Here is a 22,553-nt window from a genome sequence, read left to right on the forward strand (position 1 = left end):
AAAAAAGAGAGCGGCCACTGATGCATCAGTGGCCGCTCTCTTTTTTATATAATGCTGTGTTAGAAGTTCCGCTCGCCCGTCTCGCGCTTGCCTAGCATAACCGAGCCAACCATAGCGGCCAGAAGTAGGATAGAAGCCAATTCAAAGGGTAGCGAATACTCCTTGAACAATACCATACCTAGGCGGTCTACCATGCCTATCTGCGAATCGAAAGTGGCGGCATTGTAGCCAGTAGGCTCTACGCCGCGGAGCGCCGCAACCATTACCAGCAGTAGTAGGCCACCCGAAACCGTAGCGGCTACCTTAGCCAGCATGGGCTTTTGCGGCTCGGTTTCCTCGTTCAGATTTAAGAACATAATCACGAACAGGAACAATACCATGATAGCTCCGGCATATACGATGATGTTTACGGCGGCTAGAAACTGCGCGTTAAGCAGCAGGTAGTGAGCCGACAGTGTGAAGAACGTGAGGATAAGAAACAGTACGCTATGCACGGGATTCTTAGCCAGCACTACACCTAGGGCACTCAGCAGCGCAACGAACGATAAGAAGAGAAAGAGAGACATAAAGGAGTGTCATGCTGAGCTTGCGAAGCATCTTATCAGACTTGCAGCGCTCGGGTAGGTACTAATTCTGAGGAAGGCAGCCGTGATAAGATGCTTCGTTCCTCAGCATGACAGGCTAGAAATTAGGCGGACTGCATTTGCGTGCGCAGTTTATCGGCTTGCTCGGGTGTAAGCTGGATGCCGCGCTTCGAGCGATTATCAGGAGATACGGGCTCTACCAGACGGTCTTTGCCGTAGATAAATTCGTCGCGTTCGTAGCGCGGCGGCGCCATTTTGTCAGCTTGCAGATAGATGGCAGCTTTCGGGCAAGCCTCTTCACAGAGACCGCAGAAGATGCAGCGCAGCATGTTGATTTCATAGCTGACGGCGTATTTCTCTTCGCGGTAGAGATTTTGCTCGCCCTTCTTACGCTCGCCAGCTACCATCGTGATAGCTTCAGCAGGGCAGGCTACGGCACATAGGCCACAGGCCGTGCAACGCTCGCGGCCCGCTTCATCGCGTTTGAGCACGTGCAAGCCGCGGAAAACAGGCGAGAACGGACGCGTCTCCTCAGGGTAGCGAACAGTGATTTGCTTTTTGGTTGCAGCCCGAAAAAAGTGCTGCATGGTAATAGACAAGCCCTGGAAAATCGCCGGAAGGTAGGCCCGCTCGGCGAGCGTCATCGGCTTCTTTTCTAGTTTCTTGGCGCGGTTGCTTAGCGATTCCATATAGGTCGGTAGGGTAAGAGGGGAGGGCTAGCCGAGTGGACTGCCTACCACCACTGCTTGATTTCGGGGATGATGCCGGTCGTGATGAGGCCACCCGTCAGCAAGATATTGAAGATGGCCAGCGGGATAAGGATGGTCCAGCCGAGGCGCATCAATTGGTCGTAGCGGAAGCGCGGCAAAGTCCAGCGCACCCACATGAAGAAGAAGATGAAGGCGAAAATCTTGGCAAATACTGCTACCACGCCTAGGATGGCAATGATATTCTGCGCAGCATCAATAGATAAGCCTTGCGAAGAGGATAACCAGCTGCGTAGCTCGTATTGGAAAGGGAAGTTGAAGCCACCGAAATAGATAACGCTCATCACGGCCGAGGCCACAAATACGTTGACATACTCGGCAAAGAGGTAGAGGCCCATTTTCATCGAGCTGTACTCGGTGTGGTAGCCGCCTACAAGCTCCGTTTCGCACTCAGGAAGGTCAAACGGGGTGCGGTTGGTTTCAGCAAAAGCGCAGACAATGAAGATAATAAAGCCTAGGGGCTGCTTCACCACATTCCAGAAGTGCCACTCGCCAGGCACCGACTGCTGCAGTGTAATGTCGCGTAGCGAGAGCGAGCCCGACATCATCAGCACCGCAATTAAGGCTAGGCCCATCGCCAGTTCGTAGCTAATGTTTTGCGAAGCCGCGCGGATGGCACCTAGGAGCGAAAACTTATTATTTGATGCCCAGCCGCCAATCATGATACCATATACACCAAGCGACACGATGCCAAACACGTAGAGCATGCCTACGTTAATTTCGATACCTTGCAGGTGCACGACGGTTTCGCCAAACTTTAGGAAATTGCCGAACGGAATAACGGCAGACGACATCAGCGCCGTTATCATCGCCAGGCAGGGGCCGAAAATAAACAGCGCTTTGTTGGCGCCGCTCGGGAAGAATTCTTCTTTTGTGAAAAGCTTCACGGCGTCAGCCAGCGGCTGTACAATGCCGAAAGGTCCAGCGCGGTCAGGACCAACCCTGTCTTGTAGAAACGCAGCAATTACGCGCTCGGCGTAGGTGCAGTAAGTGGCAATGAGCAGCGAAATGCCGAACACTACCAGAATAACGAGGCCTTGCCAGCCTAAAGATTCGAGAGACATACGGTAGAGACTATCAGCTTAGAAGGAGGTGCCGTTGGGACCACCTAGTTTCAGCGGCGGGTTTTTCTCCAGCTCGCGCACGGTGCTTTCGGGCAAGTCTGCAATCACTTGCGGGTTGATTACCGGCAGCTCGTAGTGGTTGGCCGAAATAACCGACGAGCGGTCGATGTGCGCCGGGCCTTCGATAACCCAATCCGAAGTTTCCTTCTTCTCGAAGCGGCACTCGTTGCAAATCCACTCCTTCACCTCGCCGTATTCATCCTTGCGAGCGGTTACGCGCAGCACGTCCTTTCCTTTGTACCAAAGCGTTACGCGGCCGGCGCATTTCTCGTGGCCACAGTCGCGGTGCGCGTTCACGGGCTTGGTAAACCACACGCGCTGCTTAAAGCGGAAAGTTTTGTCGGTAAGCGCGCCCACCGGGCACACGTCAATTACGTTGCCGCTGAAATCTTTGTCAATCGAGTTCTCGATGTAGGTGCCAATCTCGGCAGCATCGCCCCGACCTAGAACGCCATGCACGCGGCCTTCGGTGAGTTGGTCGGCAGTGTACACGCAGCGGTAGCACAGGATGCAGCGCGTCATGTGCAGCTGCACGTAGGGGCCAATATCGATTTTCTCGAACGTGCGGCGCTCTTCCTCGTAGCGCGTGGTGCTCACGCCGTGCTCGTAGGCAAAGTTTTGCAGGTCGCACTCGCCAGCCTGGTCACACACTGGGCAATCGAGCGGGTGGTTGATGAGTAGCATCTCCACAATGCCTTTGCGCACGTCGAGCACTTGCTGGCTGGTCGTGTTTTCCACCACCATGCCATCTTGTACCGGGGTAATGCACGAAGCCACAAGCTTCGGCATCGGACGTGGGTCCTTAGTCGAGCCGGCCGCTACACGCACCAGGCAAGCACGGCATTTACCGCCGCTGCCTTTGAGTGGGGTGTAGTAGCACATGGCGGGCGGTACTACGCCACCCCCAATTTTGCGGGCTGCGTTGAGGATAGTGGTGCCGTCTGGCACTTCTACCTCTATTCCGTCAAAAGTTATTTTAGCCATTAGAATAGCTGCTGATATACGTTTGTCATCCTGAGCTTGCGAAAGACCTTATCACGCGCGCATCGTTGGACTTATTATAGGTGCGACGAAAGCAGCCGTGATAAGATGCTTCTTTCGGTACGCCAGATGAGGCATGACAGATAGTTAGGCCATTACTAGGTTGCCGCGGTACACGGCCCCAGGCTGCGTAGCCTCCTTCGGGTGGGTCACGTGCCACTCAAACTCATCGCGGAAGTGGCGCACGGCGGCCGCCACGGGCCACGCGGCGGCTTCACCGAGTGGGCAAATAGTATTGCCCTCAATCTGCTTGGCTACGCTCACAATCAGGTCGATGTCGTGCATCGAACCGTGGCCGTGCTCGAGGCGGTGCAATACTTTTTCGAGCCAGCCCGTGCCTTCGCGGCAGGGCGAGCACTGCCCGCAGCTTTCGTGATGGTAGAAGCGCGAGAAGTTCCAAGTATTCTTCACAATGCACGTGGTTTCGTCCATCGCAATAAAGCCACCTGAACCAAGCATGGTGCCTGTCACAAAGCCCCCATCACTTAGTGACTCGTAAGTCATCAAGCGCGGTTCGCCCGCCGCAGTTTTTAGAATCAGCTCCTTAGGCAGAATGGGCACTGACGAGCCCCCAGCCACTACGGCCTTCAACTCACGACCTTTCCAGATACCGCCACAGTACTCATCCGAGTAGATGAATTCTTCGACTGGTACGCCTAGCTCTAACTCGTAGATGCCGGGCTTATTAAGGTGACCGCAGGCCGAAAACAGCTTGGTGCCAGTGCTGCGGCCTACGCCGATTTTAGCGTACTCATCGCCACCCATGTTCAAGATGGGCACGACGGTAGCAATACTCTCCACGTTATTAACTACTGTGGGGCGGGCATACAGGCCTTGCACAGCTGGGAATGGCGGCTTATTGCGCGGATTGCCGCGCTTGCCTTCCAGTGATTCCAGCAGCGCGGTTTCTTCGCCGCAGATGTAAGCGCCCCCGCCCGGATGCACGTGCAAATCAAGCGAATAACCCGAACCTAGGATGTTCTCACCCAAAAAGCCAGCGGCATAAGCCTCTGCAATGGCCTTCTCCAGGATGCGCAGTACATACAATAGCTCGCCGCGGATGTAGATGTAGCTTGTGCGGGCCCCTAGGGCGTAGCTACCCGCAATCATGCCCTCAATGAGCAAGTGCGGTAGCTTCGACATGAGGTAGCGGTCCTTGAAAGTGCCTGGCTCCGACTCGTCGGCGTTGCATACTAAGTAGCGCGGCACACCCTCGGGCTTAGCCAGGAAGCTCCATTTCATACCCGTAGGGAAGCCAGCGCCGCCACGCCCGCGTAGGCCTGACTTCTTTACTTCTTCTACTACCTCTTCGGGCGTCATTTTCAGCGCCTTCTCTACAGCGCGGTAGCCGCCGTGCTTACGGTACACCGCGAAGGTTTCAATGCCTTCGACGTTGACGTGTTCGGTTAATAGCTTGCGTCCCATAGTATTAACTTATTAGCTATTAGTTATTTTGGAGTGAGGTTGGCAAGCCATTTTCCTCCCAAGGCAAGATAGGCCGGTGCACCAAGCTTTTCAGCTCGTTCAGCATAGCGTTCACATTTTCCTCGGTGTCGAGCGACTCGTAATATTTCTCGCGCACTTGCACCACCGGCGCGAAGCCGCAGGCCGCCAGGCACTCTACCTCTTTCAGCGTAAACAAGCCATCGGGCGAGTTGCCGCCGACTTTAGCACCCGTAATGCGCTCTAAGTGAGCCGTAAGCTCATCAGAGCCGCGCAGCATGCAGGGGCCCGTGCGGCAGATTTCCAACACGTGCTTGCCCACTGGCTTGAGATTGAACATCGTGTAAAACGTGCTTACCTCATACACCTCAATGGGGCGCAGCCCTAGGGTCTCGGCCACCAAGTCTTGCACCTCGGGGCTTACCCAACCACCAAACTCAGCCTGTGCAATGTGTAGCACGGGCAACAAAGTCGATTTCTTGCGGTCGTCGGGGTAATGCGTGAGCAAGCGCTTAATTTCGGCCTGAGCGGCAGGCGAAAACTGGGGTTTAGCGGCGGTGGTGGTCGGCTCCATATCGGGTACTTTCAACTTAAAAACTAGGCGTCTAGCTCGCCGGCAATCACGTTCATCGACGACAGAATAACAATGGCGTCAGAAAGGCTCGTGCCCACTACCATCTCCGAATAAGCTTGGTAGTAGATAAAGCACGGCCGGCGGAAGTGCAAGCGATAAGGCGTGCGGCCCCCATCCGAAATCAGGTAGAACCCAAGTTCGCCGTTGCCGCCTTCTACCGAGTGGTACACCTCACCAACCGGCGCTTCAATCTCACCCATGATGATTTTGAAGTGGTAAATCAACGCCTCCATGTTTTTGTACACGGCCTGCTTGGGAGGCAAGTAGTAGTGCGGCGCATCGGCGTGGAACGGACCATCGGGCAACCGGTCAAGCGCTTGGTTGATGATGCGTAAGCTCTGCCAAATCTCTTCGTTGCGCACCAAGAAACGGTCGTATGTATCGCCGTTGGTACCCACCGGAATGTCAAACTCGAAGTCTTCGTAGCTCGAGTAGGGGTTCATTACCCGCACGTCATAGTCTACCCCTGCCGCCCGCAGGTTAGGGCCGGTAAAGCCGTAGTTTAATGCCTTTTCCGCCGTGATAGGGCCCACGTTTACCACGCGGTCCATAAAGATGCGGTTGCGGTTGAACATAGATTCAAACTCCTTCATCACAGCCGGAAACTCCTTGAGCCACTTGCGCAGCTTTTCGATGGCTACCGGCGAGAAGTCGCGCTCCATACCGCCGACGCGGCCCATATTGGTGGTCAGACGCGAACCGCAGACTTCTTCGTAAATCTCGTAAATCTTCTCACGCTCCTGAAACACGTAGAGGAAGCCAGTGAAGGCACCCGTATCTACCCCTAGGATGGAGTTACAAATGAGGTGGTCAGCGATACGCGCCAACTCCATCATTATCACACGCATATACTGCGCGCGCTTGGGTACTTGCACCCCTAGGAGCTTCTCTACCGTCATGTGCCAGCCCATGTTGTTGATGGGCGACGAACAGTAGTTCATGCGGTCGGTGAGCGGCGTAATCTGATAGAACGGCCGCCGCTCGGCAATTTTCTCAAACGCCCGGTGGATGTAGCCGATAGTCGGCACCCCCGAAATGATGCGCTCGCCATCCATTTGCAGGATGTTCTGGAAAATGCCGTGCGTAGCCGGGTGCGTCGGGCCCAGGTTCAGGGTCGTCAGCTCCTGTGAGAAGTCATTGAGCGTAGGCACCAACTGGCCGCCTTGCTGCTCCTGAGCTTCCTGAATAATCTTGTGAGTGCCAGCGAGGGCGTCGTTTACTGCCATTGTGCGTTATGTCATCCTGAGCGCAGCGAAGGACCTTATCACGTCCAAGCCGCTAGGGTAATAATTCTGGCGAGGGCCATCGTGATAAGATGCTTCCTTCGTCAGCATGACAAGCCTGAAATTAGCGACCGAAGAAAAGGTCGGTTTTGTCTTCGCGGGTGCCATCTTCGAGCGGGTATTGCCGGCGCATGGGATGGTAGTCCATGTCCTCCACATTTAGAATGCGGCGCAGGTTGGGGTGGCCCATGAAGATGATACCAAAGAAATCGTAGGCTTCACGTTCCATCCAGTTTGCCGTAGCGTAGAGGTCCGTGAGGGTAGGCACTACCGGGTCGGCCAACGGGAAGAAAATTTTGATGCGCAGGCGAACATTGTGCACTAGGCTGTGCAAATGGTATATCATTCCAAGTTCCTGGTTCAGGTTCTCGGGATAGTTAATACCACACATTGTAGTCAAGAAGTGGAATTTTAGCTCCGTATCCTGCTGCAAGCCTGCAATAATGTTGTGGATATGCTCGCGCTTCGTCGTAACGGTCAGCAACCCGTAAGGCTCCTCCACATCCGTAAACGTAGACTCGCCAAACAGGCGGTGCAGTAGGGCTAGTACCTGTGCATTTTGCTGAGCGGTAGGGTCTTGGGCAGCGGCCGTTTCCTGAGCAGCGGTAGATTCTTCTTTAGTTGGGTCAGCCATTACGTGTAAGCTGTTAGCTTCTGACTGTTAGCTATTGGCTGTTAGCTGAGCCTCTATAAAGAAGCTGATAGCTAACAGCCAGCAGCTAACAGCTTATTTAATGTTATAGGAGGCCAGCAGCGCTTGGTACTCGGGCGAGTTGCGGCGACGGATGCTCTCGTTTTTGGCGAGGTCCTGCACGCGCATCAGGCCGTCAAGCACTTGCTCGGGGCGGGGCGGGCAGCCGGGGATGTACACATCGACCGGAATGATGCGGTCAATGCCTTGCAGCACCGAGTACGAGTCGAAGATGCCGCCCGAGCAAGCACAAGCACCCATAGCCAGTACCCAGCGGGGCTCAGCCATTTGCTCGTACACTTGCTTCACGATGGGGGCCATCTTCTTGGCGATGGTGCCCATCACCATGAGTAGGTCGGCCTGGCGGGGCGAGAAGCTAGGACGCTCCGAGCCAAAGCGCGAAATGTCGTAGTGGGCGCCCATAGTAGCCATGAACTCGATGCCGCAGCACGAAGTGGCAAAGGGCAGAGGCCAGAGCGAGTTAGCGCGGGCGATGCCGACTACTTTCTCGAGCGAGGTAGCAAAGAAGCCAGCGCCTTCGATGCCCTCGGGGGCTGGCACAGATTTAATTTCAGGAACGCGGGTATCAACCATGAGAATAAGTCACTTTAGGCAGCCTGGCCAATCTCGGCGGGCTGATTTTTCAACACCGGCTTTGCCGCGAAAGTTTGGCTAGGTACCGCTTCATTCCAGCGTAGAATACCTTTTTTGATAACGTAGCCAAAACCAGCCATTAGCAGGGCCATGAAGATAATCATCTCCACAAAGCCAGCCGTACCGAGCTGGCGGAAATTCACAGCCCAAGGGTACATGAAAATCACTTCCACATCGAAGAGCACAAATAGAATGGCCGTGAGGAAGTATTTGACCGAGATGGGGGTGCGGGCGTTACCCACACTCTCGATGCCACACTCAAAAGAGGCATCTTTGACGCGGCTGTGGCGCTTGGGTCCCACTAGGTGCGACACGACCATGGCGAAGGCCACGAAGGCCACGGCCAACCCAAACTGAATGACTATCGGCAGGTAGTCGCTGGGCTGGTAAGAAGTATTAACGGCAAGAAGCATAGTAGTCAGCTGGTTAGCAAACGGGCGCACTGGCGCGGACAGGCAAAGGTACACCCGCGCCGGTTTGGGCAAAAACCCGGCCTAGGAAGCGCTGCCCTAATGGGTAGTTTCGGTGGGCTGCGGCACGCTGGGCTCGCCATTCATAGCCCCGTCAAGGTTGCCCCCGTTGAAGTAGTTTTCGGTGAAGATGCGGTAGCGGTCGAAGATGGAGCGCACCGACCGCACCAGTACGTATTCGCCCCGCACGCCTTCGGGCACCGTCACGCCAGAGGCGTAGCCGTTCCAGATAGCATTATCGGTGTGTGTGTCGATGAGCGTAACCATGAGGGTGCCGTCGAGCAGCAGCATTCGCTTAGCTAGGTAGCTATGGCGCTCCTCTTCGGGCGTTTCGTCGTTCTCAGCATCATTGTTTTTGACCCAGCGCGTGATATCCTCTTGCATGAAGCCAGGAAAGCGCATGTCACCTTCAAAAAGCTTGAAGCTTACCATAAGGTCGGGATTCTTGCGCGAGTACTTATAGCCTTGCAAGCGCATGCGCTGGCGTACAGCATCACGCAGGGTTTCATTGAGGTGCGTGCTATCGGCAGTGAGGCCAGCGCTGTTGAGAAAGCCATAAGTGCGGTAGTGCCGGAAGCGCCCGCGGTAGCTGTAGTTGGACTCGATGCGGGCCTCGCGGGAGGTTAGGCAACTGGATAGGAAACCTAGGCTTAATAGGCAGATAAGCTGGAGAGTAAGGGTAAGCTTCATGGGGAACAGGAGGGAGAGAGTAAATGACTCCCTAAGCTACGCCAGGAAATTCACTTATTGCTCATTGCCCAGCTTGTAAGCCGGTTAGCAGCAGCATGCTACCTGCCGCACGACTGTGGCTATCCTAATTCACGAGCAATTGCGAAAGCATTGAATTTTGAAGAAGCCGGGCCAGTTGTTGCCTTCCTTGTTAGCTACACGATACCTGTAAGGGGAGCTGTATTGCCTACACTTCGCCAAATAATTTAACCTAGAAGAGAAAAGCGAGGTGCCCCACAAGTTTTTTGAGGGCAATAGTTCGCGGCTTTCAAGGTTAGCATCATCCACACTAGCGGACTTCCATGCCTAAGACTAGTGCCTAAGCAAACAGTTATGCCAGTCGCTACGCATCAGCGCGGGACTTTCGTATGCTGCCGAAAACCGACTTTTATTGCCACTCAAGGCCAGTTTGAACGAGCCCGATGACTTACCGATAACCGGCTGCCTGAAGTCGAAATAGCTCTGCATAGCGTCCATTATTCGCCAGCAACTCTTCATGTGAGCCGATTTCTTGGACGCGGCCGTGCTCTACAACCAGGATGCGGTCGGCCATGCGCACAGTGCTGAAGCGGTGCGAGATAAGCACGGCTGTTTTGCCCTGCGTTAGTTCCTTGAAGCGCTCGAAGACTTCGTACTCGGCTCGGGCATCGAGGGCAGCAGTGGGCTCGTCGAGGATGAGCAGTTGCGCCTCGCGCATGTAGGCACGCCCTAGGGCGATTTTCTGCCACTCGCCGCCGCTTAAGTCTACGCCACCGTTGAAGCGGCGGCCTATCATTTGGTCGTAGCCTAGGGGCAGTTTGGCAATGACCGTATCGGCCAAGCTCTGGTGGGCGGCCTGCTCGATGCGAGGCTGGTTTTGACGCTCTGAGATGCGACCTACCGCTAGGTTTTGGCCGGCTGGCAGCTGAAAGCGCACAAAGTCTTGGAAAATGACGCCGATTTCTTGGCGCAGCTCGGCGGGGTCGTACTCGCGCAGGTCATGGCCATCAAGTAAGATGCGGCCCTCGGTGGGGTCGTAGAGGCGAGCCAGGAGCTTGACGAGTGTAGTTTTGCCAGCACCGTTTTCGCCCACTAGAGCCAGCTTTTCGCCGGCATGCAGTTCAAAGCTGAGGTGGCGCAAGGCCCATTTTTCAGCGTTCTTGTACCGAAAGCTCACATCCTCAAACGTGAAGCCTTGGCGGATGGGCCTAGGAAACGGACGCACGACTTGCTCGGTAGTAGGCCGCACAATACGCGGCGCTATTTGAAAAAAATCGAAGAAGTCCTGCAAGTACAATGCCCCATCGGCCACCTGGCTAAAGCGGCTCAAAATACCTTCGAGCAAGCCCCGCAGTCGTGCAAACGACCCCGCCAAGAACGTGAGCTGACCAATAGAAATAGTGCCGCCCACAGCCTGCTTGATGATATAGACGTAGGCCCCGTAATAGCCTGCCGCACCCACAGCTGCGAACACGGTACCCCAGCTGGCTCGGCGCAGCGCCAAAGCCTTATTCTGACGGTAAAACTGGTCGGACAGCGTTTCAAAGCGCGTAATCAAGAAATCAGACAAGCCGAAAATTTTGACTTCTTTAGCCGTTTCATCGCTGGCGCCGGTTTGGCGCAAGTAATCGAGCTCGCGGCGCTCGGGCGTCCAAGAGTGCGACAGCGAGTAGCTGCGCTCGTTAAAGTGGCTTTCGCCTAGGAAGGCGGGCACCACGGCCAACAGTAGCAGCCCTAGTAGCCAGGGCTGAAAAGCTACCAAGCCACCCGCCAGCAGCACCAAAGTCACGGCATCTTGGCCCTGGGCCAGCACCTGGCTCATGAGCACCGAGCGCGAGAGCGTTTGGCGCCGGGCCCGCTCTAGCTTGTCGTAAAAGGTGCTGTCCTCAAACTGGTCGAGGTCAAGTTCGGCCGCGTGCTGCATTAGGCGCACTGAGCTAGCATTAGCAAACAAGTCGCCGAGTAGCGAGTCGAGCAGGGCCACGGCACGACCTAGGGCATCGGCCAGTAGCACCAAGCCAAACTCTAGGGCGACTAGCCCGAGCACTGGGCTCAGCACCCGCGCCGCCGGGGCAAGCTTGCTTAGCTGCACCACATCGTCGAGGATGAGTCGAGCCACATAGAGTGTGGCCAGCGGCAGAGCGGCCCGCAGTAGCCGCAACGCAATATTGGCTAGTGTGAGCGCCGGTGAGGTATGCCAGATGAGCTTAAGGAAAGCCGGCAGGTGGCGCAGGGCCGATACACGCTCGCGCACGCTCACGGCAGGTTTTTCGGGGCCGCGTTTGTGGTTAGGATTTTTAGCGGAAATTTTCTCTAGTAGCGATGATAACCAATTCATAGGCTGCTGGTATGGCACATTTGGGGCCGGGGTAGGGGAGCGGCCGTTTTGGCAGGCGGAGGTAGCGCTTAGTAGCTAAGGTTTAATGAATGCTGTCCAATGCAAGCTTTAGCTGTGCTACTCATTTCACCTAGTAAACACTACCCGCTAAAGACTAATTACCGACCTTTGCACTACTTATGCTTGGTTCGTATTCGCGCGGCTTTTGGCTGATGTGCCTATCGTCGTTTCTGTTTTTTCTCTCCTTCAACCTGCTATTGCCTGAGCTTCCCGACCATCTAGCGCACCTAGGGGGCGGCGAGTACAAAGGCTTCATTATCGCGTTATTCACGCTCACAGCGGCTATTTCACGGCCGTTTTCGGGCAAGCTGACGGATACGGTGGGCCGCATTCCGGTCATGGTTTTTGGCTCGCTGGTGTGCTTTGTGTGCGGGTTTGTGTATCCGTGGGCGCTCACAGTCAGCAGCTTTTTGTTGCTGCGTTTGCTACATGGGTTTAGCACGGGCTTCAAGCCTACGGGCACGGCGGCATTTGTAGCCGACATCGTGCCGGCCGAAAAGCGTGGCGAGGCCATGGGCCTGCTCGGCGTGACGGGGAGCTTGGGCATGGCCGCCGGGCCAGCATTTGGCTCGTGGGTGGCCGAGCACTTTTCGTTAAATGCCATGTTCTACTGCTCTAGCGCGGCAGCTTTGCTGTCGGTGCTCGTGCAGGGTACCCTCACCGAAACGCTACCTAAGGCACAGCGGCGGCGGTTCAGCCCGGCCCTGCTCAAACTAAAGCTCGATGAGATACTCGAGCCCCGCGTGCTGGCGCCGGCCCTCACTACGTTGTTGTGCCTGTTTCCCTACGGCGCAGTGCTCACTGTAATACCCGACCAGAGCCGGCTGCTTGGGCTGACCGGGCCCACCAAAGGCTTGTTTTATATCTGCTACACGGTGGCCTCGCTAGGCGTGCGGCTAGTGGCCGGCAAGGCCAGCGATACCCACGGGCGGGTGCCAGTGCTGCGCTGGTCGGCGAGTATCCTAGCCCTAGGGCTAGCGGTGCTGGTGTGGTCGCCATCGGTGCCAGTGTTTTTGCTGGGTGCCGTCATTTTCGGCATTGGCACTGGGCTCAATTCGCCCACGCTGTATGCCTGGACCATCGACCTGAGCCACCCCGAGCGCCGTGGCCGTGGCGTGGCCACCATGTACATCGCGCTCGAAATCGGTATCGGCATTGGAGCACTATTAGCGGGCTGGATTTTCGATAACCAAGCCACCCGTTTACCCTGGGTGCACGCGCTAAGCTTGGCAAGCGTATTAGCGGCCTTAGCCTACCTACTGCTGGGCGTGCGCGCCATCCCTACTGGGGTACCTGCCGCCGAGGCTGATGTTGCTACGGCGCTTGCCGTGGGGGCGCCAGAAGAAATGGTGTAAGAATGATGAATAAAACTTGTTAAGCGCCTAGGTGACACGTATGTTTACGGGCCTTTTTAGCGCTTTATAGTTTTATTTAATTCTTACCTTTCTTTTCTGCAATGAAAACAACTCTACACATCATGGTGCGGAGTATACTGGGTGTTGCTGCCGTGTTAAGCACAGCTACTGGCCACGCACAGCAAGCCCCGGTGAAGCCGGTCGTTATCAAGTTTGGGCAGCCCGCCCCGGGAGACTTTGACGCCAAGAATTTTGTGCGTGACAGTGCCGCCGCTGCTGTGGTGCTGTACGACAATGGGGTGGCGCGCTTTCGGCTCAATGGCACCAGCTTTCAGATGGAAACGGAACGCACTACGCGCATCAAAATTCTTAAGAAAGCGGGCTATGACTACGCCACCGTGGAAGTACCGCTTTATCACCGCGATGGCGACGAGGAAAAAATAACGGCGCTAAAAGGGTTTACCTACAACCAGGCAGGTGGCAAAATCGAGAAGGTGAAGCTGGAAAGCGCCAACATGTTCAGCGAGGAACGCACCAAAAACGTGCGGGTGCGCAAGTTCACACTGCCCAATGTGCGCGAAGGAGCCGTTATCGAGTACACCTATTCGGTGACCTCTGACTTTCTTTTTAATTTCCAGCCCTGGGTTTTTCAGCGTGACATCCCAACCCGCTGGAGCGAGTTTCGGGCTACCATTCCCGAATACTTCGACTACAAAATGCTCATGCAGGGCTATCAGCCCCTAGCGTTGCAAACCCGGGAGGAAACAGGCGCCCAGTATACAGCTTCGGCGCGCGTGCAAAAGGCCGACCTAGGGGGGAGCCACTCGGCTACCGAGACCGAAACCATCCAGGCTCGTGCCACTGCCTACCACTGGGCTATGCAAGATGTGCCTGCCTTGCGCGACGAGCCCTACATGACCACGATGCGCGACTATGTAGCGCGTATTGACTTTCAACTGGCAGGCGAGCGCATGCCTGGCCAGGCTTACCAGAATGTGGCGGGTAGCTGGACAAAGATTAATAGCCTGCTGCGCACCAGCAGTGAATTTGGTGGGCTTGTAGACCGGGCGGGTTTCCTCGATGCATCGCTCAAGCCGCTAATAGCACAGTACCCCGACCCTGCTGCCCGTGCGGCGGCCGTACGCGACTTAGTAGTGAAGGCCGTGAAATATGACGGCACCAACAATTACTGGGCTACCGGCCCACTCAAGCGTAGCTACGAGCTGCATCGCGGCACTGCCGCCGATGTGAACCTGTTGTTTATTGCGGCCCTGCGCCAGGCTGGCCTGCCCGCCGAGCCCGTGCTGCTGAGCACCCGCAGCCATGGCCGCGTAAATGAGCAGTTTCCAATGCTAGACCAATTCAACTACGTAATTGGGGTGCTGCCGCTGGCCGATAACAAAGAGCTGCTACTCGACGCTACTGAGCCACTGCTGCCGTGCGGCATACTGCCCGAGCGCTGCCTCAATCAGATTGGCCGCCTCATTCCGACCAAAGAGGTGGAAGGCCGCTGGGTGAGCCTGGTGCCCAACCAGCGCCACAGCCACTTCCAAAATATCAGCCTAGCTGTGGATGCCCAGGGTAACCTCAGCGGCCAGGTACGCGAGGAACACGGCGGCTACGCCGGGGCCGCCGTGCGCGAAAAGATTCAGCAGGTAGGCGAAAAAAAGTACGTAACTGAGTTAGTAGGCCGGCACACCAACTGGGAGGTGCCAACCTATAAATTCAACGCCGTAGAACTGCTCAACCAGTCGGTAGCGCTGAGCTACGAGCTGCGCCAGTCGGCCAGCACGCCCGGCACGGCCCAAGAGATATACCTGACGCCACTGGCCATTTTTGGGGGTACACAAAACCCTTTCCAGCATGAGCACCGCACTTATCCCGTCGATTTTGGTGCCCTCACCCAAGACGTGATAGTGATTACCCTCACGCTGCCGGCTGGCTACACTGCCGAGCTGCCCAAGCCCACTACCATTGCGCTACCCGACAATGGTGGCCGCTACCTCTACTCGGTTACCAACCCGGTTCCTGGCACCGTGCAACTGGTGAGCCGCCTCACCTTCGACAAGCCCGTGTATAGTGCCGATGAGTACGAGAACCTCCGTGAGTTTTATCGGCGCGTGCTGGCCAAGCAATCAGAAGCTCTGGTGCTTAGAAAGATATAGTTGTTGCAGGCAGGCCAATTCCTAGGTTCAGCTAGGGGGCTCAACTTCTACCTACCAGTATGTTATTCGATATTTTTACCCGGCCTTGGCGGGTGGTGCCGGTAGTGCTGCTAGCCTTGGCGCTGCCCCGCGCTGCGGCTGCCCAGACCAATGCATCAGCCAAGGCCGCGCTGCCCATCAAGTTTGGCCAGCCCGACCTAAGTGACTTCGAGGCCAAAAACTTTGTGGCCGACAGCGGAGCCGCAGCCGTAATGCTCTGCGATTACGGCAACTCGCAGTTCAGCAGCTCGGCTGGTAACCTCGTCATCACCACCGAGCGCACTACGCGCATCAAGATTCTCAAAAAAGCGGGCTACGACTACGCCACCGTGGAAGTACCGCTTTACCACCGCGAAGAGCGAGCCGAAAAGCTAGGCAACCTGCGCGGCTTTACCTACCTGCGCGGGGCCGATGGCAAAATCACCAAAACCAAGCTCGAAGCCAGCAATATTTTTGACGAAAAGCGCACTAGTAACTTGCTAGTGCGCAAGTTCACCTTGCCCAACGTGCAGGAAGGTGCCGTGATTGAATACAGCTACGTGGTAACGTCGACGTTCTTCGACAACTACCAGGACTGGACGTTTCAGCACAGCATTCCGACCCGTTGGAGCGAGTACCGCACCAGCATTCCGCAGGTATATCATTATAAGATACTGTACCGGGGCTACTTACCGCTCGCTACCAACGAGGCTAGCGTGGGCTCAGTAAGTCTACTGCTGTCCAACCGGCTCGGTGACGGCGCCGGGGCCGGAGTAGGTATGGAAGTCGGTACCTCAGGCTTGACTATGAGCACCGAGCAGCACCGCTGGGTGGTGCGTAATGCACCAGCCTTCCGGGAAGAGCCCTATAGCACTACGCCCAATGATTACCTGGCGCGCATGACGTTTGAGTTGGCGGGCATCCAAATGCCGAATGAAGAATATCGCGACCTCACCGATAGCTGGGTTAAGAAAAATAAGCTGCTACTAGAAAGCGAAGAGTTTGGCAAGGCCTTTACGAACAGTAAGTTTCTGGCCGCTGAAGTGCAGCCTTTGGTAGCGCGTTATCCAGAGCTGGCACCTAGGGCCGCGGCCGTGCGAGAGCTAGTCTTGAAAGCTGTGAAGTACGATGGTACAGACCGGTACTGGGCCACCGGCTCGCTCAAGCGTAGCTACGAGCAGCACCGCGGCACGGCCGCTGATGTGAACCTGCTACTCATTGCGGCCCTGCGCGAAGCGGGCCTGAAGGTGGAGCCCGTGCTACTAAGCACCCGCAGCCACGGCGCCGTTAGTAAAGAGTTTCCGTTGCTTGAGCAGTTCAACTATGTAGTGGCCCTGGTAACCCTGCCCGACCAAAAGGAACTGCTGCTCGATGCTACCGAGCCGCTGCTGCCCGCGGGTACCCTGCCCACGCGCTGCCTCAGCCAGGCTGGCCACACGGTGCCCGCCACTGGCGAAGGCCGCTGGGTGAGCCTAGTGCCCGCCCAGCGCTATAGCCACTACCAAGAAGCTACGCTGACTGTAGACGCCCAAGGCAACCTAAGCGGCCAGGTGCGCGAAGAGCATGGCGGCTACGCGGGCCTCGAAGTGCGCGAGAAATTGCAGCAGCTAGGGGAGAAAAAGTACGTGACCGAGCTAGCAGCCCGCCACCCCGGCTGGGAAGTGGCCAAGTACGTGTTTGCCAAGCAAAGCACGGTAGAGCAGTCTCTGGGTCTGACCTACGATTGGCGCCAGCCAGCGGCTACGAACAGCACCGCCGCCGAGCTTTACCTAACCCCCCTAGACTACTTTGGGGAGCGGCGCAATCCGTTTCAGCACGAAGACCGCAGCTATCCCGTCGACCTAGGGATGCTGCAGCAGGATATTATTCGGGTTACGTTGACTTTGCCGCCGGGCTACGTAGCCGAGCTGCCCAAAGCAGTAAGCCTGGTACTACCCAATAATGGGGGGCGCTATCTGTACTCGGCCACCAGCCCCACGCCTGGTACCGTGCAGTTTATAAGCCGCCTCACTCTCGACAAGCCCGTGTACACCGCAGTAGAGTACGGCGCTCTGCGCGAGCTCTATCGCATGCTGCTGGCTAAGCAAGCTGAGGCGCTAGTTATCAAGAAAGCGGGCTGAAAATTGGTTATTGAAAACACAAATATCTTATAATTATGCTGTTAACCTTTATAGCTGCGGTGCTGGCTGGGCCACCCGCGCCCAAGTATCCGGCCGATGCCATTGCCCCAGCCCTGCGCGAGAATGCCCACGCTGTAGTGCGTGCCTACGACGAGGTAGTGACGGTAAAATCACCTAGCCAACTCGTTAAGTCGGTTCATAAAGTGATTACCATCCTCGACCCCGCAGGCAGTGATGCCTATGGCGAACAGGTAGTGAGCTACGATGCCCTAAACCGTATCAATTATCTACGTGGGGCCGTGTACGATGCCCAAGGTCGCCTGTTGCATCAGTTGCGCCCTGCCGAAGTGCACGACCAAGGCCTAGGGAATGCGGGCGGCAGCTTCATGACCGACCTGCGCGTGCGCTATGCCGACCTGCGCCAGCCCGCCACGCCTTATACCGTGGAGTTTGACTACGAAATAGCGTCGGACAATACCCTGTTCTACCCCAACTGGCAGCCTCAAAGCGCGGAAAACGTGTCGCTCGAAGGTGCTACGCTACAAGTAATGACGCCCACCGCCCTGCCCCTGCGCTTCGAGGAGCAACTGCTGCCCAGCGGCGCTGCCAGCGCACCGGTAGTAGCCGGCAGTCAAACCACTTACCGTTGGCGCTTGTCTGCGCAGCCCGCTGTAGAAGAAGAGCCGCTATCGCCGCCTATCGATGAGCTGCTGCCTGCTGTGCACTTGGCACCGGCCACATTCGAGGTGCAAGGCTACGCGGGGTCGCTGGCCTCGTGGCAAAGCCTAGGGCTATGGACTTATCAGCTTGGCAAAGGCCGCGATGTGCTTCCGCCCGCCCTCACCGCCAAGATGGCACAACTCATGGTGTCGGACCCCGACCCGAGGGCTCGGGCGCGCAAAGTGTACGAGTTTGTGCAAAGCTCGACGCGCTACGTGTCGGTGCAGCTAGGCCTAGGTGGCTGGCAAACTGCGCCCGCCACGGCCGTGGCTACCGGCGGCTATGGCGACTGCAAAGCCCTGAGCAATTACACCTGCGCGCTGCTAAAAGCTGCTGGGCTGCCCGCCTATGTGGCCCTAGTAGGGGCGGGTGCCGACGAAGCCGACGTGCGCGCCAACTTTCCTAGCAGCCAGTTCAATCACGCTATTTTGTGCATGCCGCTGGCGGCGCGCGGCACTACGCCAGCTGATACGGTTTGGCTAGAATGCACCAGCCAGACGGAAGCCTTTGGTTACATGGGCACCTTCACTGGCAACCGCCACGCTTTGCTGCTTACGCCTGAAGGTGGCCGCCTTGTAGCTACGCCCCGCTACGGCGCCCAGGCTAACCGCCAGCAGCGCCGCACCGACCTGTGGCTTGATGCTGCCGGCAGTGCTAAGGCTACCGTACGCACGCAGCGCGTGGGCCTGGCCCAAGACCGGTACGCCCAACTGCTGCACGAAGCGGACCCCGAAGAGCAAAAAAAGTACGTGGCCAATCGGTTGCGCCTAGGTCATTTCACTATCACGAATCTGCGCCTAGCGGCGGCCCCCGTCACCAAGCCGCAGGCGCTACCCGGGGTGGTCGAACTGATGGGGCTTGAGCTACCCGGCGTGGCTACGCCGGCTGGCCGCCGCCTCTTGCTAGAGCCTAATGTGCTCGGGCGCTTGGCTGCCCTGCCCGCCCAGGTAGGCCCCCGCCAAATGCCGCTGGCCCTGCCACTGGCTAGCCTCAGCCAAGACACTGTACGGCTCCATTTGCCAGTAGGCTTCAAGGCCGAAAATCTACCCCCATCTGTGCAGCTTACCTCGGCCTATGGCACCTACACCAGCACCTGCACCGCCCTGCCCGATGGCACTCTGCAATACGTGCGGCAGTTTGAGACCCGCCGCCCAGCTGGCACCACGCTGCCAGCTGCTAAGTACGCAGAATATCAGGATTTTCGCCGTAAAATCAGTCAGGCCGACCACGCGCAAGTAGTGCTTGTTAAGACAGAGGCCTAGGACTGCTTCACTGCATCTCTCCTAGGTTAGTAATCGGCTATAAAGGCAGGCTCTAAAAGCCTGCCTTTATAGTTTGTAGCGCACCTGCATTTTGATTTCAGAGCGCACGTTGCCCTGAATTTCCTCCAACCCGCTGCCTACTGTGGTCTGGTGGCGGTAGTGAGTATTGGCGTAGCGTAGCCAAAGCGTGAGATGCTTACTGAAGGACACTTGTGCGATGGCATACGTTCGGATGCCTTGCCCATACAGCGCCGGTATCGACACCACGTACAGCACATCCTGCTCAAATAAATACTGACGCGTATCGTAGTCGTCGGCGTCAAACACGGCGTAGCGCGCTGTTAATTGCACCCGCCGAGCCACCTGCACGCTGGCATCCTGACTAAGGGCGTAGCCACTGCGCCAGGGTAGGTGGTCATCGTCGCGCAAGCGGCTGGCTTGCAGGCGTGTGCGCAGGCCTAGCCTAAGGGTAGGCTGCGTGTCGTAATACACCAAAATCGAGTGGCGCAGCTGCTGGCCGGGTAGCGGTACTGGCCGCCCAAGACTGCTGCTAAGGTCGCGCGGCTTGAGGCGCACCCGGTACTGGGCGTAGAGCAAGCTGGTTTTGGTGGGCGTGAAGGCAAGGCGCAGCAGCGCATCGTCGCCACGGCTGGGCGCCCCCACTCGATAGCGCAGCCACGGAAACCAGAATTGGTCGAAATACGCTGAAAGCTCCCAGCGTGTCACGGGGCGCACTTTGAGCCCTAGGTACAAGCCGCTCTCGTTGATGTTGCGGCTGTTCTCACTCAGCGCGTTGCCATAAATAGTGTGAAAATCAACGTCGTAATGACGTATCAGCACTGCTGCATCTATTCGCGGGCCAAGGCTGGCTAGCAAGCCATTGAGGGTGCCCAGGCCGCCGCCCGAGGTACGGCCTACCTCCCCAAACAGCAGCAGATTGCGCCACACGTAGCTGTAATGCGCACCTAGGGCCAGGTTGTTCTGTCCACTAAACTCATAGCGGTTATAGGGCTCTGCGCGCTTGAGCAGGGGAGTGCCGTAGTGCGTGCCCACCGCTGTAAAGCCCAGTGCCAGGGCACCGTCGTGGCTGAGGTAGCCAAGGTTGCCGCCTGCCACTGTCTCTTGCAAAGCGTGGCGGTCGGCCAACTCAGCGGCGGTACGGTGAAAGCCTGTGTATTGTAGACTGCTGCCAAACTCATCGTACTGGGTTAGCGAGTCAGCGCGTTGTTGCAAGTTGGCATCTATGCTTTTGTGCGAAGCAAAAGCCGTTGCTTCCCAGCGGGGTGCAAGCTGATAAGTAGCCGCCGCGCCGCGGAAAAACGTGTTTTCGAGCAGCGCCGAGTAGGGCCGCACTCCCACCGACGAGCGCCGCAGTGTAGTTATCGTTTCGGCACCCTTGCCCACCGCCAGCCCCGATGATAGCAAAAGACCCTGCCCAAATTGCAGTTGGTAGTCGCCTACCGCCAAGGCTTTTAGCCGGCCGCGCTCTTGCAAAAAGAAGTGTGCCGACAGAAAGTCGGGGCCATACTGCCCTTGCTTAGGCTGCCAGGCAAGCGCCTCGCCTGCATCCTTTTCGGCTGAGAAGCCTAGGCTAAAATCATGCGCGTGGCTGACGCGGTAGCGCACCAGCAGCTTATCGGGCGAGCCTAGGTAGCGCGAAGTAAGCCTGCCCTGAAACGTGTCGGCCGCGGCGTAGCCTTTGCGCGGCTGCAATACACGCTCGTAGCGCACGAATAATGCGTTGTTTTCTTCGTTTTTAATGCGTTGCCACAGCGGGCCGCGGGCCCGGTTGGGGTCGTCGGCCTGCACTGTCACGAAGGGCAGCACTCGATAAATAGTGCGCAGGTCCCAGCCCAGCACAGCTTGCAGCTCGTAAAGACTCAGTAGCGGACCGCTGGCCTCGCGATGTGTTAATAAATTGCTAATCTGGGTTTCGGAAAGTAAAAGCAATGCTCGCAGCTCCTCACGGCTAGCCGCGTTTAGGTTTACGGGCGTTTGGTAGTATTGTAGCAGCGTTTCGTACAGGTCCTCGTAGGGCACTTGGTCCGACTGAATCTCGGCGAACAACTCCTGTGTGAGCCGGTCGAGGTCAGGGGCACGCCGCGGCAGCTCTTGGGCGCGAGCTGGGTGTGCCAGCCCACCTAGGCAAAGTAGAAGCGAGGCCCAACCTACCCAATTGGGCCAGCGCCATTGGCCCACCGCTCGGCAGTCAGCTACTTGGCTCACGGCTTGCGCTCCCATTGCCAATTCACGCTCACAAACTGACTCAGACCCAGTACGCTGTGCCAGCCAGCCGCATAGTCAAACTGAAAACTGGTGGCCTTCACGCCCACACCCGCCGTAGTTTGCTGGCTGAGGCTGGCATACCCAGCGCGCAATGCTACGGCCGGGGCCGGCAGATACTCTAGCCCCGCCTTAAAGCCAGCTGCGTGTTCAATATCCTTTTCGCTTTCAATTAGCACAAGTACTTGCTTGCTAGCTCGATAAGCTAGGCCGGCGCGTGCCACTGTTGGTACGCGCTCGTCTTGGTAGTCAGCTAGTTTAGCTTGGTTGAGATTGTAGAGATACACGCCAAACGTGAGGTGTTCGGGTACTATGTCGGCCTGCCCGCCTAACGAGCCTACTAGCGCCCGCCGGCTGCCTAGGTCCCGAAAGCTGACTTGCAGCATGTCAAGCCGCCCGCCGATGTTCACCACCCCTAGGCGATAGCCGTAGGCTGCCCCCACGCGCACTTCACTATAGAGGGCGCCACCAAAGCGCTGGGCCTCAAACCCTACTACGCCTCGCTCAGCGCGAGCGGGCTGGCTGGTAGCGGCTGGCGCCACTATTCCTAGGGGCAGTGCCACTGCTACCGCCGATACATTGAGACTGGTAATAAGGTAGCGGTTTTCGAAATACGCGCCCGCCGTAGAGTGGGTGAGGGTACCGAGGCCGGCCGCATTATTAGCCACAGCCCATACCTCATTAGCAAGTGTAGCGGCTGTGCCGCCTAAGGCTGCGGCCCGTGCGCCGTGCTCGGCTGGTCCATTACCTTGAGCATATAGCTGGGTAATGCTTGATGGCAGCAAGCTTAAAAGAAATAATTTAAATAATCTTAGAGGCATAGACAATAGCTG

The 22,553-nt window shown here is 57.0% G+C and carries 17 protein-coding genes and 1 pseudogene; 4 read left to right on the forward strand and 14 right to left on the reverse strand.

Translation table 11 applies throughout. The features are described 5' to 3' along the window. Window positions 1–59: 59 nt before the first annotated feature. From FNT36_RS22320 to FNT36_RS22375, 12 genes and pseudogenes are all read right to left on the reverse strand, one after another. A complete protein-coding gene (locus tag FNT36_RS22320) occupies window positions 60–566 on the reverse strand; it encodes an NADH-quinone oxidoreductase subunit J family protein (RefSeq protein ID WP_144852374.1) in 507 nt (168 codons plus the stop codon). A gap of 122 nt (window positions 567–688) precedes the next feature. After that, entirely contained in the window at window positions 689–1,273 is a 585-nt protein-coding gene (locus FNT36_RS22325) for a NuoI/complex I 23 kDa subunit family protein (RefSeq protein WP_144852376.1), read from the reverse strand. A 44-nt stretch (window positions 1,274–1,317) separates the two neighbouring features. Continuing rightward, on the reverse strand, window positions 1,318–2,415 hold the full coding sequence (nuoH, locus tag FNT36_RS22330) for an NADH-quinone oxidoreductase subunit NuoH (protein ID WP_144852378.1): 1,098 nt from the start codon (window positions 2,413–2,415) through the stop codon (window positions 1,318–1,320). 18 nt (window positions 2,416–2,433) lie between these two features. Further along, a complete protein-coding gene (locus FNT36_RS22335) occupies window positions 2,434–3,459 on the reverse strand; it encodes a 2Fe-2S iron-sulfur cluster-binding protein (protein WP_144852380.1) in 1,026 nt (341 codons plus the stop codon). Window positions 3,460–3,603: 144 nt separating this feature from the next. Beyond that, the gene (gene nuoF, locus FNT36_RS22340; protein WP_144852382.1) at window positions 3,604–4,941 is read right to left on the reverse strand and encodes an NADH-quinone oxidoreductase subunit NuoF; all 1,338 of its coding nucleotides are present in this window, start codon (window positions 4,939–4,941) and stop codon (window positions 3,604–3,606) included. 19 nt (window positions 4,942–4,960) lie between these two features. Then, a complete protein-coding gene (locus tag FNT36_RS22345; protein WP_144852384.1) occupies window positions 4,961–5,533 on the reverse strand; it encodes an NADH-quinone oxidoreductase subunit NuoE family protein in 573 nt (190 codons plus the stop codon). Window positions 5,534–5,556: 23 nt separating this feature from the next. Continuing rightward, window positions 5,557–6,819: an NADH dehydrogenase (quinone) subunit D gene (gene nuoD, locus FNT36_RS22350; protein ID WP_144852386.1), complete on the reverse strand. Its 1,263-nt coding sequence runs from the start codon at window positions 6,817–6,819 to the stop codon at window positions 5,557–5,559. Between the two features lie 121 nt (window positions 6,820–6,940). Next, window positions 6,941–7,510: an NADH-quinone oxidoreductase subunit C gene (locus FNT36_RS22355; RefSeq protein ID WP_144852389.1), complete on the reverse strand. Its 570-nt coding sequence runs from the start codon at window positions 7,508–7,510 to the stop codon at window positions 6,941–6,943. Between the two features lie 93 nt (window positions 7,511–7,603). After that, a complete protein-coding gene (locus FNT36_RS22360; RefSeq protein WP_144852391.1) occupies window positions 7,604–8,161 on the reverse strand; it encodes an NADH-quinone oxidoreductase subunit B in 558 nt (185 codons plus the stop codon). Window positions 8,162–8,256: 95 nt separating this feature from the next. Then, window positions 8,257–8,634: pseudogene (locus tag FNT36_RS22365) on the reverse strand (NADH-quinone oxidoreductase subunit A); the annotation flags it as partial. Between the two features lie 96 nt (window positions 8,635–8,730). Continuing rightward, the gene (locus FNT36_RS22370; protein ID WP_144852395.1) at window positions 8,731–9,381 is read right to left on the reverse strand and encodes a DUF4136 domain-containing protein; all 651 of its coding nucleotides are present in this window, start codon (window positions 9,379–9,381) and stop codon (window positions 8,731–8,733) included. A gap of 466 nt (window positions 9,382–9,847) precedes the next feature. Further along, the gene (locus tag FNT36_RS22375) at window positions 9,848–11,737 is read right to left on the reverse strand and encodes an ABC transporter ATP-binding protein (RefSeq protein ID WP_144852397.1); all 1,890 of its coding nucleotides are present in this window, start codon (window positions 11,735–11,737) and stop codon (window positions 9,848–9,850) included. A gap of 179 nt (window positions 11,738–11,916) precedes the next feature. On the opposite strand from FNT36_RS22375, the gene FNT36_RS22380 reads away from it, so the two are divergent. From FNT36_RS22380 to FNT36_RS22395, 4 genes are all read left to right on the forward strand, one after another. Then, entirely contained in the window at window positions 11,917–13,152 is a 1,236-nt protein-coding gene (locus FNT36_RS22380) for an MFS transporter (RefSeq protein ID WP_144852399.1), read from the forward strand. A 101-nt stretch (window positions 13,153–13,253) separates the two neighbouring features. Continuing rightward, window positions 13,254–15,317 carry a DUF3857 domain-containing protein gene (locus FNT36_RS22385; RefSeq protein WP_144852401.1) on the forward strand — a complete coding sequence of 688 codons (2,064 nt, stop codon included), beginning with the start codon at window positions 13,254–13,256 and terminating at the stop codon, window positions 15,315–15,317. Window positions 15,318–15,376: 59 nt separating this feature from the next. Beyond that, window positions 15,377–17,455, forward strand: a complete 2,079-nt coding sequence (locus FNT36_RS22390) for a DUF3857 domain-containing protein (protein WP_144852403.1) — start codon at window positions 15,377–15,379, stop codon at window positions 17,453–17,455. A gap of 35 nt (window positions 17,456–17,490) precedes the next feature. After that, the gene (locus FNT36_RS22395; protein WP_144852405.1) at window positions 17,491–19,437 is read left to right on the forward strand and encodes a DUF3857 domain-containing transglutaminase family protein; all 1,947 of its coding nucleotides are present in this window, start codon (window positions 17,491–17,493) and stop codon (window positions 19,435–19,437) included. A 66-nt stretch (window positions 19,438–19,503) separates the two neighbouring features. On the opposite strand, the gene FNT36_RS22400 is transcribed toward FNT36_RS22395, so the two are convergent. Then, the gene (locus FNT36_RS22400; protein ID WP_233636157.1) at window positions 19,504–21,663 is read right to left on the reverse strand and encodes a helix-hairpin-helix domain-containing protein; all 2,160 of its coding nucleotides are present in this window, start codon (window positions 21,661–21,663) and stop codon (window positions 19,504–19,506) included. Further along, window positions 21,660–22,505, reverse strand: a complete 846-nt coding sequence (locus FNT36_RS22405) for a PorV/PorQ family protein (protein WP_144852409.1) — start codon at window positions 22,503–22,505, stop codon at window positions 21,660–21,662. Before FNT36_RS22405 ends, FNT36_RS22400 begins: the two co-directional genes overlap by 4 nt. Window positions 22,506–22,553 lie beyond the last annotated feature (48 nt).

The sequence above is a fragment of the Hymenobacter setariae genome, from assembly GCF_007713685.1.
Classification (GTDB): Bacteria; Bacteroidota; Bacteroidia; order Cytophagales; family Hymenobacteraceae; genus Hymenobacter; species Hymenobacter setariae.

Excerpts from the sequence above, each read along its gene's own strand:
- FNT36_RS22370 (WP_144852395.1), bottom strand. The coding sequence starts at position 9,381 with ATGAAGCTTACCCTTACTCTCCAGCTTATCTGCCTATTAAGCCTAGGT.
- FNT36_RS22355 (WP_144852389.1), bottom strand. The coding sequence starts at position 7,510 with ATGGCTGACCCAACTAAAGAAGAATCTACCGCTGCTCAGGAAACGGCC.
- FNT36_RS22385 (WP_144852401.1), top strand. The coding sequence starts at position 13,254 with ATGAAAACAACTCTACACATCATGGTGCGGAGTATACTGGGTGTTGCT.
- nuoH (WP_144852378.1), bottom strand. The coding sequence starts at position 2,415 with ATGTCTCTCGAATCTTTAGGCTGGCAAGGCCTCGTTATTCTGGTAGTG.
- FNT36_RS22380 (WP_144852399.1), top strand. The coding sequence starts at position 11,917 with ATGCTTGGTTCGTATTCGCGCGGCTTTTGGCTGATGTGCCTATCGTCG.
- FNT36_RS22375 (WP_144852397.1), bottom strand. The coding sequence starts at position 11,737 with ATGAATTGGTTATCATCGCTACTAGAGAAAATTTCCGCTAAAAATCCT.
- FNT36_RS22320 (WP_144852374.1), bottom strand. The coding sequence starts at position 566 with ATGTCTCTCTTTCTCTTCTTATCGTTCGTTGCGCTGCTGAGTGCCCTA.
- nuoD (WP_144852386.1), bottom strand. The coding sequence starts at position 6,819 with ATGGCAGTAAACGACGCCCTCGCTGGCACTCACAAGATTATTCAGGAA.
- FNT36_RS22360 (WP_144852391.1), bottom strand. The coding sequence starts at position 8,161 with ATGGTTGATACCCGCGTTCCTGAAATTAAATCTGTGCCAGCCCCCGAG.
- FNT36_RS22395 (WP_144852405.1), top strand. The coding sequence starts at position 17,491 with ATGCTGTTAACCTTTATAGCTGCGGTGCTGGCTGGGCCACCCGCGCCC.
- FNT36_RS22390 (WP_144852403.1), top strand. The coding sequence starts at position 15,377 with ATGTTATTCGATATTTTTACCCGGCCTTGGCGGGTGGTGCCGGTAGTG.
- nuoF (WP_144852382.1), bottom strand. The coding sequence starts at position 4,941 with ATGGGACGCAAGCTATTAACCGAACACGTCAACGTCGAAGGCATTGAA.
- FNT36_RS22335 (WP_144852380.1), bottom strand. The coding sequence starts at position 3,459 with ATGGCTAAAATAACTTTTGACGGAATAGAGGTAGAAGTGCCAGACGGC.
- FNT36_RS22345 (WP_144852384.1), bottom strand. The coding sequence starts at position 5,533 with ATGGAGCCGACCACCACCGCCGCTAAACCCCAGTTTTCGCCTGCCGCT.
- FNT36_RS22325 (WP_144852376.1), bottom strand. The coding sequence starts at position 1,273 with ATGGAATCGCTAAGCAACCGCGCCAAGAAACTAGAAAAGAAGCCGATG.